This window comes from Pseudomonadota bacterium, from assembly GCA_026388255.1.
Lineage (GTDB): Bacteria > Desulfobacterota > Syntrophorhabdia > Syntrophorhabdales > Syntrophorhabdaceae > JAPLKB01.
In genome coordinates, this window is the sequence record JAPLKC010000043.1 from 36,883 (window position 1) to 50,815 (window position 13,933).

General features: G+C 39.9%; 13 protein-coding genes and 2 tRNA genes. 7 read left to right on the forward strand and 8 right to left on the reverse strand.

What is annotated here, in order from left to right:
- Nucleotides 1-6: 6 nt before the first annotated feature.
- The 3 genes from chrA to NT178_05875 all read left to right on the forward strand — a co-directional run bounded on the left by chrA (nt 7) and on the right by NT178_05875 (nt 3,811).
- Complete coding sequence (gene chrA, locus NT178_05865) at nt 7-1,167, forward strand: chromate efflux transporter (GenBank protein MCX5812056.1); 1,161 nt, start codon at nt 7-9, stop codon at nt 1,165-1,167.
- A gap of 269 nt (nt 1,168-1,436) precedes the next feature.
- Nucleotides 1,437-2,621 (forward strand): pyridoxal phosphate-dependent aminotransferase, encoded by a 1,185-nt coding sequence (locus tag NT178_05870; protein MCX5812057.1) that lies wholly within the window; start codon nt 1,437-1,439, stop codon nt 2,619-2,621.
- A gap of 11 nt (nt 2,622-2,632) precedes the next feature.
- Entirely contained in the window at nt 2,633-3,811 is a 1,179-nt protein-coding gene (locus NT178_05875; protein ID MCX5812058.1) for a pyridoxal phosphate-dependent aminotransferase, read from the forward strand.
- 106 nt (nt 3,812-3,917) lie between these two features.
- On the opposite strand, the gene bioD is transcribed toward NT178_05875, so the two are convergent.
- From bioD to galT, 8 genes are all read right to left on the reverse strand, one after another.
- Complete coding sequence (bioD, locus tag NT178_05880; GenBank protein ID MCX5812059.1) at nt 3,918-4,640, reverse strand: dethiobiotin synthase; 723 nt, start codon at nt 4,638-4,640, stop codon at nt 3,918-3,920.
- Nucleotides 4,640-4,849 (reverse strand): hypothetical protein, encoded by a 210-nt coding sequence (locus NT178_05885; protein MCX5812060.1) that lies wholly within the window; start codon nt 4,847-4,849, stop codon nt 4,640-4,642. The genes bioD and NT178_05885 overlap by 1 nt, the downstream gene beginning before the upstream one ends.
- Before the next feature lie 10 nt (nt 4,850-4,859).
- Nucleotides 4,860-5,501: a redox-sensing transcriptional repressor Rex gene (locus NT178_05890; GenBank protein ID MCX5812061.1), complete on the reverse strand. Its 642-nt coding sequence runs from the start codon at nt 5,499-5,501 to the stop codon at nt 4,860-4,862.
- A gap of 309 nt (nt 5,502-5,810) precedes the next feature.
- Nucleotides 5,811-5,885, reverse strand: a tRNA-Ala gene (locus tag NT178_05895).
- Nucleotides 5,886-5,959: 74 nt separating this feature from the next.
- The gene (locus tag NT178_05900; GenBank protein MCX5812062.1) at nt 5,960-6,322 is read right to left on the reverse strand and encodes a response regulator; all 363 of its coding nucleotides are present in this window, start codon (nt 6,320-6,322) and stop codon (nt 5,960-5,962) included.
- Nucleotides 6,319-8,058 (reverse strand): ATP-binding protein, encoded by a 1,740-nt coding sequence (locus NT178_05905; protein ID MCX5812063.1) that lies wholly within the window; start codon nt 8,056-8,058, stop codon nt 6,319-6,321. The genes NT178_05900 and NT178_05905 overlap by 4 nt, the downstream gene beginning before the upstream one ends.
- On the reverse strand, nt 8,045-9,502 hold the full coding sequence (glgA, locus tag NT178_05910) for a glycogen synthase GlgA (GenBank protein MCX5812064.1): 1,458 nt from the start codon (nt 9,500-9,502) through the stop codon (nt 8,045-8,047). The genes NT178_05905 and glgA overlap by 14 nt, the downstream gene beginning before the upstream one ends.
- A 9-nt stretch (nt 9,503-9,511) precedes the next feature.
- Complete coding sequence (gene galT, locus NT178_05915) at nt 9,512-10,513, reverse strand: galactose-1-phosphate uridylyltransferase (GenBank protein ID MCX5812065.1); 1,002 nt, start codon at nt 10,511-10,513, stop codon at nt 9,512-9,514.
- A 240-nt stretch (nt 10,514-10,753) separates the two neighbouring features.
- Here galT and NT178_05920 point away from each other — a divergent pair, with 240 nt between their 5' ends.
- The 4 genes from NT178_05920 (at nt 10,754) to mtgA (ending at nt 13,929) form a co-directional block, all read left to right on the forward strand.
- On the forward strand, nt 10,754-11,263 hold the full coding sequence (locus NT178_05920; GenBank protein MCX5812066.1) for a rhomboid family intramembrane serine protease: 510 nt from the start codon (nt 10,754-10,756) through the stop codon (nt 11,261-11,263).
- Nucleotides 11,260-12,603, forward strand: a complete 1,344-nt coding sequence (locus NT178_05925; GenBank protein MCX5812067.1) for a radical SAM protein — start codon at nt 11,260-11,262, stop codon at nt 12,601-12,603. The genes NT178_05920 and NT178_05925 overlap by 4 nt, the downstream gene beginning before the upstream one ends.
- A 26-nt stretch (nt 12,604-12,629) precedes the next feature.
- Nucleotides 12,630-12,711: transfer RNA gene (locus NT178_05930), tRNA-Leu, on the forward strand.
- A gap of 423 nt (nt 12,712-13,134) precedes the next feature.
- Entirely contained in the window at nt 13,135-13,929 is a 795-nt protein-coding gene (mtgA, locus tag NT178_05935) for a monofunctional biosynthetic peptidoglycan transglycosylase (protein ID MCX5812068.1), read from the forward strand.
- The last annotated feature ends 4 nt before the right edge of the window (nt 13,930-13,933 follow it).

A 13,933-nucleotide genomic window follows, 5' to 3' on the forward strand; every position in this document is an offset into this window, starting at 1 on the left:
TCGTCAGTGCAAAACCCTTCTTACTCAAAACTATTTTTTGCATTTCTGAAACTCGGTGCAGGCGCTTTCGGCGGACCGGCCCTGGTCGAATACATACGCAAGCTGTCAGTGGAACACAATGCGTGGCTTGATAATGAGGCCTTCAAAGATGGTGTTGCTCTGTGCCAGTCCATTCCTGGCGCAACGGCCATGCAAATGGCTACATATGTCGGCCTGAAAACCAACGGCATTTCAGGGGCAGTTCTTTCATGTTCAGGTTTTGTGCTGCCCGCTTTTTTATTGATGCTGGCATTTTCAGCACTATACACACATTTTCACGACTTGCCCCACATTATCTCAATATTTGCTGGACTTAATATCATCATTGTTGCCATAATGCTGAACGCAACATATTCTTTCGGAAAAACATCGTTGAAAGATTATAAAGATGCCGGATTAGCATTTGTTTCTGCGGGATTGCTATGGGTCGGCATTAGCCCTTTTCTGGTTGTGTCAGGAGCGGCTTTGCTGGGCATTTTAGTGTTTAAGGGTGAAGGCGTTGTTGTAAGCAGTGCAGGAAGAGGAACTGCTTTGTTTCACATGAAACATATTCTCTTTTTTTCTATTGCCCTTGTTTCAGGCTTTGTTTTTCTATATTTTTTCAGCATTAAGTTGTTACAGCTTTCCGCCGTAATGTTCAAAGTGAATCTTTTTGCCTTTGGCGGCGGATACAGCGCCTTGCCTCTTATGCTCCATGAGGTTGTTAATGTCAGGGGATGGATGAACAATAAAACCTTTATGGACGCGATAGCACTCGGACAGGTTACTCCAGGGCCGATCATTATCACCTCAACTTTTGTGGGCTATCTGGTTGACGGACTGTCCGGCGCCATAGTCAGCACACTCTCAAGCTTTGCATCGTCGTTTTTTGTATTAATAATCTCTGTCCCCTTTTTCGAAAAGTTAAGGATTTCCAGATATTTTTACAGTGTAACAAGGGGTGTGCTTGTAACATTTGTCGGACTCCTTTTATACGTTTCTGTCAATTTTTTCCTTGCAATCCAATGGGATATTATTAAAATAATCTTTGCGTTCCTTACATTGCTTGCTTTGTACAAGAAAATCAATATTCTTTATGTCGTGCTTTCAGGAATACCCATATCAATATTACTATTCAGTAAGCCATAGACTTTCATTGTTCCTTTTTTCAAAACTTCTACCAGCTACTATTGTGTATAATATTTTCCTCTTGACAAGAAGACCATATTATTTTTAAATGTACAAGTATGGATAAATTCGCAGGGTTTTTTGGATATTATTACTTTAGAAGCTTGCACCCAGGCATAAATTTGCTTTAATATAAGCAAAGAGCCATGGGTGCAAAACCCATGGCTCTTTTAGTTTAGGGGCTGTGGAACTAATGTCCATGGTCTTTTTTGCTATTTTAGGAGGAAATAATGATAGTTTCAAACAAGATGAGAAGGCTTATCCGGAACCAGGAGGGATGGACAAGGAAGATGTTTGAAGAAGGTATGCAGATGAAAAAGGCTCTGGGCGAAGATAAAGTTTATGACTTTTCTCTCGGGAACCCTGATGTGGAACCCCCTCAGGCATTAAAGTCTGCCCTGATAGACATACTTACACAAACAACGCCCGGTATGCACAAATACATGGAGAACAGCGGTTACCAAATCGTAAGGGAGGGGATTGCCGAGTACCTGAAGATGCATTATGGGTTACCGTTTACAGGCAAGCACGTTTTCATGTCTGTTGGGTGTGCAGGCGGTATTAACATACTTTTTAAAAGCATGTTAAACAAGGGCGATGAAATTATCGTGCCAAACCCCTTCTTCTGGGAGTTTAAAAACTATATTGAAAACTTCGGCGGCATAATGAGGCTTGTTGATACAAAAGAGGATTTTCAGCTCGATATAGAAAAAATCGAAGCCGCAATAAACGATAAAACAAAGGCTATTCTTATAAACAGCCCGAACAATCCGACAGGGGCCGTATACAGTGAAGAAAGCCTAAAGGAACTGGCAGGATTACTATACAGGAAAAGAGAGGAGGGTAAAGAGATATATATTGTGGCGGACGAAGCATATAAAAAGATTGTCTATGACGACATTATGCTGCCGAACATCTTTAAGATTTATGACTTTGCTATAAGTATTACCTCCCATTCAAAAGACCTTGCCCTACCCGGCGAGAGAATTGGATACATCGCTATATCGCCCAATATAAAGGAGATTGATCTTCTTATCTCAGGGCTCATCATATCCATAAGGGCTCTGGGATTTGTGAATGCCCCTGCTCTTTTTCAACGCGCCGCAGGCATGTTTCAGGAAAGCTCTGTAGATGTCATGGAATACAAAAAAAAGAGGGATATTATTTACAATACACTTATTGAATCAGGCTTTGAATGCGTTAAACCCGGCGGCGCGTTTTACCTGTTTCCGAAATCTCCCATTAAGGACGAGCTTGCATTTGTCAAGAGAGTGCAGAAGGAGGAGAGGATTCTTGTTGTGCCGGGAAGAGGGTTTGGCAGAAGCGGCTATTTCAGAATTGCATACTGTGTGACTATGGAGAAAATAATGAATGCCCTCGATGGTTTCAGAAGAATAGGCAAGCGATATTCGTAAGGAGGCAACAAATGGTCATTTCAAATAAGATTTCAGAATTAATGAAGAGCTCTTCCTGGATTCGGGCCATGTTTGAAGAAGGGGAGAAGCTGAAAAAACAATACGGTCAGGACCAAATATTTGATTTTACCCTGGGCAATCCAATTACAGAGCCTCCGGATGAGTTAAAAAGGGAACTTATAAAGATAGTTTCATCTGATATAAAAGGCAAGCACAGGTATATGACAAACAGCGGCTATGAAGACGTGAGGGAAGAAATTGCGGCATTTTATCGGGAGCGTTCAGGGCTTGATTTTACAAAAAACAACATTATAATGACGGTAGGATCGGCAGGGGGCATCAACGTTGCATTGAAGTCGCTTCTTGACCCGGGAGATGAAGTAATTGTGCCGTGCCCGTTTTTTGTGGAGTTCATGTTCTATGTAGGGAACCACGGTGGTGTAATGAAGCTCGTAGACACAAAGGATAATTTTCACCTCGATATAGAAAAGATTAAAGAGGCGATTACCGATAGAACAAAGGTAATTATTATAAATTCTCCTCATAACCCTACGGGCGTTGTGTATAACAAAAAAGAGCTTAAAGAGCTGGCATCTGTACTCAATGAAAGAAAAAGGAAGGGGCAGAGAATATTTGTTATCTCCGATGAGGCATACAGGAAGATCATCTATGACAATATTCAGTTTCCGGATTTATTCCTCCTTTATGAGGATACCATTACAATTACGTCTCATTCAAAGGATCTCGCTTTGCCTGGTGAAAGAATAGGGTATATTACTATATCTCCCCTTATGAAGAATGCAAGCAAGCTCATCGATGCTGCCATATTTGCAAATAGAATCCTCGGGTTCATCAATGCCCCCGCAATCATGCAGAGGCTTGTCGCTAAGTTTCAGAGGAAGAGTGTAGATATAGCAGATTATCAGAGAAAGAGGGATGTCATATACAATATACTTGTAGACGCAGGTTTTGAAGTTGTAAAGCCTGAAGGTGCCTTTTATATTTTCCCGAAGTCACCGATAAAGGATGATATTAAATTTGTAAGCAACCTTCAAAAACATCGTGTACTTGCAGTTCCAGGGGTCGGCTTTGGCAAGCAGGGCTATTTCAGGATCGCATATTGTGTTGAAATGGATATTATTGAGCGTTCAAGACCATTTTTTAAAGAGGTACTGGCCAAAGCCAGATAGTGAAACAATAGTGATGCACAGAGAAAAATATTATCCTTTCCGTAGTTTTATGAACATATGCTGTGTATTGAAGAATGGAGTTGCAGATTATTTAACTTTTTAGTTTCTATTTTTTTAATGCGGTCAAGATCGTTCCGGTATCTATGTGTTTGGCAAATGTATCTGCGAGCAGCTCTCTGTCCATACCTTCTTTTAGTAAGCCCTTTAAATGAGGAAAAACACCGAGTATGGGCACTTTTATGTGCCATCTTAATGCTTCAGGATTAGTTTGTGCTGCAAGGTCATTTACCCCGCTGTCGTTGTTTAAAATCACACCGATAATTTTTATACCTCTCGACTGCAGGTAGCTGCAGGTAAGTAATGTATGGTTTATAGTGCCCAAGCCAATTCTTGATATTATGATGGTGGGCACATCCCACTTTTCTATGAGATCAGCATAAAAAAAATCTTTTTTGATCGGTACGAGTACGCCTCCGGCTCCTTCTATTACAACAATATCGTGTTTTTTTGTAATCTTTTTGTATATCCTGTCAACAATATCGATATCTATTTGAATATGCTCAAGGTTTGCTGCAACCTCCGGCGCAAGGGGAGCTTCAAACATATAGGGATTTATATCGTCAAGGTCGTCTGTACTGCCAGATGCCTCTCTCAAGCAGATTGCGTCCCAGGGAAGCAGATCTTTATTTCTCTTTGAAATCCCGGTTTCAAAGGGCTTCATTACGCCTACGTTTAAATTTTCCCGAAGCGATAAGAAGGCGGACATACTTGCTGCTATTGTGGTTTTACCAACTCCTGTATCTGTGCCGGTTATAAAGAGCGTTTTCATTATCTAACAATCGTGGAAAGGAGGATTGCAAGGCCGATAAAAATACATGCGCAGATTAATGAAAGTCCTATGTTGCCTTCTTCCGAGATTTTTTTCTCAAAATCGGTTGAAAATATTGCGCCAACAATCTTCACCGAAACCAATACAATAATCATATAAACTGCGGAATAAACAAACATTTCAACAATATTTCCAAGTAGTTTCCACATACAAAACCCCTTAGTTTGTTAGGTAGTATACAAGATTGTCAAGAGCAGCTGTAAAGAAAACGTTTCTTACTTTAACAGGGTCTTCGGCTCTAACCGGCGCAGGTGAAAAATTTAAAATCCCCTTTATGTTTGCATCAACTAGGAGGTCTGCAACTTTCTGAGCCTCCTGCGGGGGCGTTGTTATGATGCCTATTTCAATCTTTCTTGATTCTATCACTTCTTTTAACATTTCCATATGAAGAATCTCGACAGGCTTTCCTACCTTTTCCGATATCTGCCCGATAACTTTGACAGGGTCTATATCAAAGGCAGCTGCTATCCTATAATTTTGTTTTAAAAAGTCTTTATATACAAGGAGGGCACTTCCAATGTTTCCAATACCAATAACGGCAATCCTCCACTCCCTGTTCACACCAAGTATTTCTTTTATATGATGCTCGAGCTCTTTTATGTTGTAGCCCATACCTCTGATACCGAATTCGCCGAAATATGCAAAATCTTTTCTCACCTGAGCCGCATTAACATTGCATATTGTCGCAAGAAGCGCACTCGATGCTACTTTTTCATTTTTCGTTTCAAGGTCTTCAAGACATTTTAAATAGTTTGATAATCGTCTTACCGTAGCCCCTGGAATCTTAGGGTATTTAGCCATTTCTGCACCTTTTTAAATTAAATTATCCTATATTTACTAACAGTTATTAACATAAAATGCAAGAGTAATATTTAACAAGCTACCAAATATTATAGGCATCTAATACGGTCAGCCAAGGCAGTAAGAGAAATATTTATCAAGCAGATATTATTTTTTGTAGCTTCCTTATACCTAATATATCCTGCCGGGAAGCATGTTGATATAACCTGGTAGCTTATATTTAGCTGGTAAGGGAAATATAAAGCAATAGAACGTGGGGGCTCTCTGCGTAATGGCTTAAACATGCTTCTATATAATTCTAAATTAGAATGGTGGAGGTGGCGGGAATCGAACCCGCGGCCCTCTCGTTGCGAACGAGATGCTCTCCCGCTGAGCTACACCCCCATCTTTAAACCACAATGTGATTATATTATTTTATATGTGTTTCAATATCAAGATATTTATTGCCTGTTAAGCCGTTAATTAATGCCCAGAAGCCTTTTTATCGTTAGTTTCATCTCGCTCATGTCTGCAGATTTCACCACATACGCATCTGAAACCCAGCTTGAAAAATCCTGTTTAAACTCTCCGTAAGCTGAGCATAAAATTACAAGCTGATCCTTGTTCAGGTTTTTAATTTCGTTCAATGCTTGTATTCCATCCATTCCGGGCATTTTTATATCCATCACAATTAAATCAAACCTTGCACCTTTCACTTTTTCAATCGCTTCGAACCCGTTTGAAGCGATCTCTATCTGGTATCCCTCTTCCTCGAGCTCTTCCTTAAAAAGAAACCGTATATTATCTTCGTCATCCACAACCAATATTCTTATCGCATTCATAAAAACTCCTCTTTTATTGTATTTTCTTTTAAAGGGAGGTAAACAAAGAACGTGACGCCTTTCCCTGCCATATTTTTTATTTCAATTCTTCCGAGATGGTTCATAATGATTCTGTTTGATATGGCAAGACCTAAACCTGTACCTTTTTCTTTAGTTGTAAAAAAAGGATTAAATATATTATCTATAACTGCCGGGTCTATCCCGCCCCCAGTGTCAGTTATGGAAACAACCAGAAAGGGATCGTCGTCCAGCACGGTCTGTTCTGTTTGTATGGTTATTTTTCCAAGACCATGCATGGCTTCGTAAGCGTTCACTATTATGTTTATAAATACTTGCTTAATCTGTTGAATATCACACAATATCGTCGGAAGATTGTTGTCGGTTTTTTTGTCTATTTCTATTTTCTCCCATGTCGGAACAGATGAAAAAAGATAGAGGATCTCGTCAATACAATCGTTCATATTGCACGTTTCTCTGGGGGCATGCGTTTCTTTTACATAATCAAGGATTTCGTTAAGAACAGCCTCAAGCCTCGAAACCTCTTTTATAATTATATCCACATACCTGTTCTCTGTCCGGTCCAAAGACAACTTCTTCGCAAGTCTTTTCGCAAAGCCGCCTATGATTACAAGCGGATTTTTTATCTCGTGGGCAATATTTGCAGTCATCTCGCCAAGACTTCTGAATTTTTCCTGTTCTATCAGTCTTTTCTGTGCATTATTTAATTCCTCTATTACATTCCTTAGCTTCAAATTCAATAAAGTGTTTTCAAACCCGTTTGTTATATAATTTACTATGGTATTAACAAGGTATTGCCCGCTTTGCTCTAAGGTAAAATTTTGTTGCGATTTTGTCCCGCCTATCGTTATTATTCCTATGACTCTATCTCTTGACACAATAGGCATCGAATACATGGAAAAACTTATCGGCGGCATATCACCCTGATCTAATAAATGATTCTTTATGATAACTGCGCTTTTCTGCTGCACTGCCTCTTTCTCAAGTCTGTTGACATGGTTTTCCGTTGCAGGGTCTATTTCGCCGTAGGTAATTCTTTCTAAATCAAACTTAAGGAAAGCATGCTCCAGCTTAATCGTAACAAATGTTGCATTCAAGGCTTTTGCTACAATCAATCCGATGTTTTTAAAAAGCGTATGGGGTTCTGTGTTCGATGTCAGAAGCTTGCCAAGCTCAGAAAGAGTTACAAGCTCACTGATCCTTTTTTTAGAAGAGATAAGCATTTCGTTAGTCTTTAAAACCCCTCCAATTTCTCTTGAAATTATGGATAAAAGGATTTTTTCCGAATCGTGTATGAATTCCCTGGTCGAAGAGCATGTCACCAGCACACCATAAAGATAGCTGTCATCGGTCAGAGGGTGAAAAGAAAACGTCTTATATTTCTCAATACACCCGTCAAGCTCAGGATAAAAAAGACAACCAAACCTCAAAGGAATGTCTCTCTTTGAAAAATATTGGGGCATTCTTTTTTGTGCTATACTGCCAATTATGCCCTCACCGATATGGCATCTGTACATGCAAAGTATTTTAAATAAAAGGCTTTTCTGGTTCATATATTTACATGTAAGCCTTCTGTCCTCGTCGTAAGTAAAGACAATCGCTTCATCAAAATACATTTCCTTTGCTATAATGTTAAGGATTGCGTTAATTCTCGATATTATTTCGAGGTTTGAGTGGGATATTTCAATAATTTTTCCAAATAAATCAACGGGATTCATGCTTCTCAATAGCTTTTTTATAGAGTCCCATATATTCCTTTGCCGACCTTTGCCACGAGAAATCCTCGCTCATACATCTTTTTATAAGAGAAATCCATGTGCTTTTGTTTTCGTAAACTTTTAACGCCCTTTTTATTGTATCAAGCATTTCTTTTTTTGTGTAATCGTAGAATTTAAATCCTGTGCCGCGTTCAGGTTCTTTTGTATAATCCGTAATTGTATCCTCAAGCCCGCCCACACCCCTTACAACAGGAACGGTGCCATATCTGAGGCTGTACAACTGGTTTAAGCCGCACGGTTCATATCTTGACGGCATAAGAAACATGTCCGCGCCTGCCTCAATTAAGTGTGCAAGCTTATTATCGTAGGCTATTTTCAATGAAAATGATTTCGGAAACTTTTTGGATAATTCCGTAAAAAGATCATGATATTTTCTCTCCCCTGTTCCAAGAATTATATATTGTGTCCCAAGTGAGAGCATTTCTTCAAGGGAAGATGCTATTAGATCAAAACCTTTCTGGTCGGCAAGTCTTGATATGGTGCCGATCAGCGGGATGTCCTCGGCCACCGGGAGCTCAAATACTTCCTGGAGCAATGCTTTGCATATTTTTTTGTTTGTCGTGTCCTTGTTGTCATAATGAGCAGGGATATAGGGATCTTTTTCTGGACTCCAGTCTTCATAATCTATCCCGTTTATTATACCGTAAAGGTCTGATTTCCTTGTCTGCAATACACCGTCAAGGCCGAAGCCAAACTCCGGTGTCTGTATTTCCTCGCTGTATTTCCTGCTTACTGTGTTGATTATGTCCGAAAAAACTATACCCCCCTTTAAAAAGTTGATATTACCGAAAAATTCAAGGTAATCGGGCGCAAAATACTCCCAGCCTACATTCAAAAGATGCATATCATATTGCCAGAAAACTCCCTGGTATCCAAGGTTGTGGATAGTAAACAGACTTGCAATATTTTTTAAAACCGGCTCATCTTTGTACAATGTCTTTAAAAACATCGGCGCAAGGGCAGTTTCCCAATCGTTGCAATGCAATACATCGGGCACAAACCCTGTTACCTTTATTGCCTCAAGGATGCTTTTTGAAAAAAAGATAAATCTTTCAGCGTTATCAAGGTAGTCTCCATCAGGTGTGCTGTACAGATAATCTCTGTAATAATACTCATCTTTCTCCACAAGATATGCGGTAACACCATCATACTCGGTCAACGCAATCTCTCCGTCAATGTATCCCTGAGATATAGGGCACGAAAATTTGTAGTTTTTATATTTAATTGGAAATCCTTGCTCTTCAATTCCTTTGTGCTTCGGTAGTATTATTCTCACATCAACGCCTAATTTTTTCAGCGCCTTCGGGAGCGAGCCCGTCACATCAGCTAGACCGCCGGTCTTAATGAACGGAAAAACTTCAGGAGATGCTATTAAAACATTCATATTACCCCCTTAAACATTTGTTTCTTTAAGGTATGCCGTAGCTTCTTCCGGTGGTGTTGGGTTGATATAGAAGCCTGTTCCCCATTCAAACCCTGCCATTTTTGTCAGTCTTGGTATAATCTCCATATGCCAGTGGAAATAAGGCATATCGCCAAAGCCCGATGGCGTTGTGTGAAGTATGTAGTTGTATGGAGGTGAATTAAGTGCTTTGTCATACTTTTTTAAAACAAGAGAGGTAATCTCTGAAATTGCATAATAGTTATCATCTTTTTCGTGCTGATCAAAATAGGCCTCGTGCTTCTTCGGCAGCACCCAGACTTCAAAAGGGAATCGGGCAGCATATGGGGAGAGCGCTATGAACTTGTCGTTTTCCATAACAACTCTAACATTATCTTCTTTTTCCTGTGTAATAATGTCACAAAAAATGCATCTGTCTTTATATTTAAAGTATGCCAGTCCGCCATCGATTTCTTCCGAAACCTTTTTAGGAACAATAGGGAGCGCTATAAGTTGTGAGTGTGAGTGGTCGAGAGATGCCCCTGCAATAGAACCGTGATTCTTAAATACCATTATATACTTAAACCGTTTATCATTTGCAAGATCCAGCATTCTTTCCCTGTAAGCTACAAAAACTCTCTGTATTTCGTGCGCATCCATTTTTGATAAAGTTTGTCCATGTAACGGGGTCTCTATAATAACCTCATGTGCCCCTAATCCGTTCATTTTGTCGTAAAGGCCAATCCCTTCTTTGTCAAGCCCTCCTTCAATTCTTAATGCCGGAAATTTGTTCGGAACAACCCGCAGTATCCAGTTCGGGCTATTGGACTGGGACAAATGCGGCCTTATAGCATAGACTTCAGGAGGTGTCATATTTTCATTGCCTTGGCAAAGCGGGCACATCCCTGCTTTCTGGGGAGGGTTTTCCTCTGTAAGAAAAACAGGTCTTTTCCCCCTTTCTGTTGATATGATAACCCATCTGCTAGTAATAGGGTCTTTTCTTAATTCGGGCATATGTTAAACCTTTCCGCTATATTTTTATGCTGTTGCTTTTGACTTGGCTTGCAACAAATGGTAAGAAATACGTTAATGATACCCTTAAAAGATAATATTCCAACGCGCATCAAACCCATTATAACAACAAGTATTATCTTTGTAAATATATTAATTTTTCTTTGGCAGAGGCTTTCCCTAACCTCTGTTGAAAGCAATAACATATATAAATATTATGGGCTGGTTCCACATGATTTTTTCATGGCTTTTACAAGCAAATACGAACTGCTTCCTTACAACGTGTTAACTGTTTTTACATCCATGTTTCTTCACGGGGGATTTATTCACCTTGGCGGGAACATGTTGTATCTGTGGATTTTCGGCAACAACATCGAGGATTCCATGGGACACGGACGATTTATTTTCTTTTATATTTGCTCAGGCATTGCCGCAGCTCTTTTTCAGCTTCTGTATGATCCGTCCTCGGCTGTCCCGATGATCGGTGCAAGTGGCGCTGTATCCGGTATTCTCGGTGCATATCTGTTGCTTTTTCCTCATGCGCGCATAAAAACTCTGATATTCATATTAATATTCATAAAGGTCGTTGAACTTCCGGCCGTTGTGCTTCTTACCATATGGTTTTTTATACAACTTGTTTTCTCTCAAACAGAAGGTATTGCCTGGTACGCCCATATAGGTGGGTTTATTTTCGGGCTGATAACGATTAAGATGTTCACATCAAAAAAAGTGACAAAACGGCGTTTCACGTGAAACGTTTAAAGGCTCTTCTTATTAATCCGTATATTTATGATTTTTCAGCATACAGCTACTGGTCAACCCCGCTTGGCTTGTTATATCTTGGCAGTGTTTTAAGAAAAAACGGCATGGAAATAAAACTTATTGATTGTCTCAGGGTGGAGGAAAATAAAAGAAAAGAGGACGGAAGGGCACCTTTTATAAAGGAAAGGGTTAATAAGCCTCAACCATTGAAAGGCATAAGAAAAAGATTAAAAAGATACGGCATCTCAAAAGAAGTCTTAATAAAAGAGCTTTCTTCGGTGGAAAGTCCGGACCTGATTCTTATTACTTCGATCATGACATACTGGTATGCCGGCGCAAAAGAAGTATCCGATGCGACAAGAAACTTATTTCCCGGGGCCAAAATTGTGATTGGCGGTATTTACCCTTCATTGTGTTATGAGCACGCCTTAAAGGCAATGACAAGCGCTGATCTTATTGTTAAAAATAACGAAATAAACAGCTTTTACGGCTTTATAGAGAAAGAGTTAACTACCGCGCTATCTTATAAGCCCGATATGTACGATCTTGATAATCTCCCCTATCCGTGTTTTGATTTGTATTACCATATCCCCTTTGTCCCCTTGCTTACGTCTTACGGGTGTACTTACAAATGCACATACTGTGCAACACCATATATGCATCCGAATATAGTACGAAGGAAACCGGAAAGCACTGCAGATGAGATTTTATTCTGGCATAACTACGGTTTAAATAGTTTCGTAATCTATGACGACAACTTTCTGTTTAATAAAGAGCTGTTTGCAAAACCCTTGCTTAGACATATTATAGAACTTCCCTTTCCCGTTAAAATATATAATCCCAATGCCCTGAATGCTGCACTGGTAGATGAAGAATTGGCCTTTCTTCTTCTGGGGGCAGGGTTCAAAGACATAAGGATAGGACTTGAGACGGTTAATCCTCTTATTCAGAAATCAACCGGTGGAAAAGTGAATCCGAGGACATTTGAAAATGCCTTGAGCTGTCTGATTAAAGCAGGGTTTCCTGCCAGTACAATCAGTATCTACATGCTTGCCGGCCTGCCTTTTCAGAAGTGGGAAGATGTGAAAACAACCATAGATTATATTACGGATTTCGGTGTACGGGCACATATTGCAGAATACACACCGATTCCACACACTTCTATGTTTGACGAATTTAAATCTTTTGCCCGTTACCCTTTGACAGATGATCCGGCGTACCAGAATAATGCCCTGTTTCCCTTTGCATGGCAGGGATTTACAGAAAATGACCTGATGTTTTTAAAACAATATGCAAGAGAAAAGAACGCCAATGTTGATAAAACGGATTAAATGATGTTAAATTCTAAATCAAGCACGCGAGAGTGGCGGAATTGGCAGACGCACTGGACTTAGGATCCAGCGGGTTAAACCGTAGGGGTTCAAATCCCCTCTCTCGCAAATAATAAAATCTTAAAGTTGTTTTTCATGCTGACAAAATTTTCTAAACTTTAAAAATATTTTTGCTTATTTTTAAGAAATTTTTGCACCTTCAAATTTCATCGCTGTTGAAAAAATACGGCATTATCCATATAAAACCATATCCACCCTTCATAATTTGCGCTACAGCCCATTTTTAGCAAATAAAGGTTGGTGACCGGTTTAAAATTTCAAGACATTGTGGACATGGACCCAAAGCGAGCAGAATGGATGTTTTTTGCCGGAACGACAAAAAGACTTATTCATCTTATTGGTGTAACCAACCATGAAACGTTTTTTGATCCATGATAAAAAAGCGATTAGGGATTCACGTACCAGTTATTTTTTTAGTGCAAACAGGATTGTATTTTTTCGTACATTCCTTTATGCTAATAGCGGTTTCAAATGAAAGGGCGGAAAAAAAGTTTTTCAAAGATAATAAAGGTTGTTTTTCTTATCGTCGTTTTTGCTTTCATTACCGGCGCAGGCTATTATTTTGTCTTCCCCGATATATCAAGGATGAAAAAGGAGAACCCGGGTAAGACATCTTTTATGGAGTACCGTGAAAAAGAATGGGAAAACAAAGGTAAAAAACTGAAGATTCGGAAAAAATGGGTTTCCCTGTCCAATATATCTCCCTACCTTATCAAGGCAGTAATTATTGCAGAAGATGACAAATTCTGGTCACATCATGGGTTTGATGTAGAGGCTATTCAGAAGGCGCTTGAAAAGAATATTGAGAGGGGGGCATTTAAAGTTGGTGGAAGCACCATTAGTCAGCAGCTTTCGAAAAACCTCTACCTTACCCCGGCAAGGAACCCCATGCGGAAGTTGAAAGAGGCGGTCCTGACCTGGAGAATAGAGAGGACGCTCTCTAAGAGGAGAATCCTTGAACTTTACCTCAACGTGGCAGAATGGGGCGAAGGCATATTCGGGGTTGAAGCAGCATCGCTCCATTATTATGGTAAGCCTGCATCAGCCTTGAGCCCGGAAGAAGCTGCCAGACTTGCCGTTGTACTCCCAAACCCGAGGAAACTCCGTGTTGACGGGGAGTCGCGCTATGTTGAAAGGCGTGCAAAAATCATCTACGACATTATGGTAAAACGGGGCATAGTTATACCTGAATACGAAGATGTAATGCAAAATCTCTCTGAAGAAAAATCCATAAATAATATTCCCGCTGTAAACGGTAAGCCATGAACTG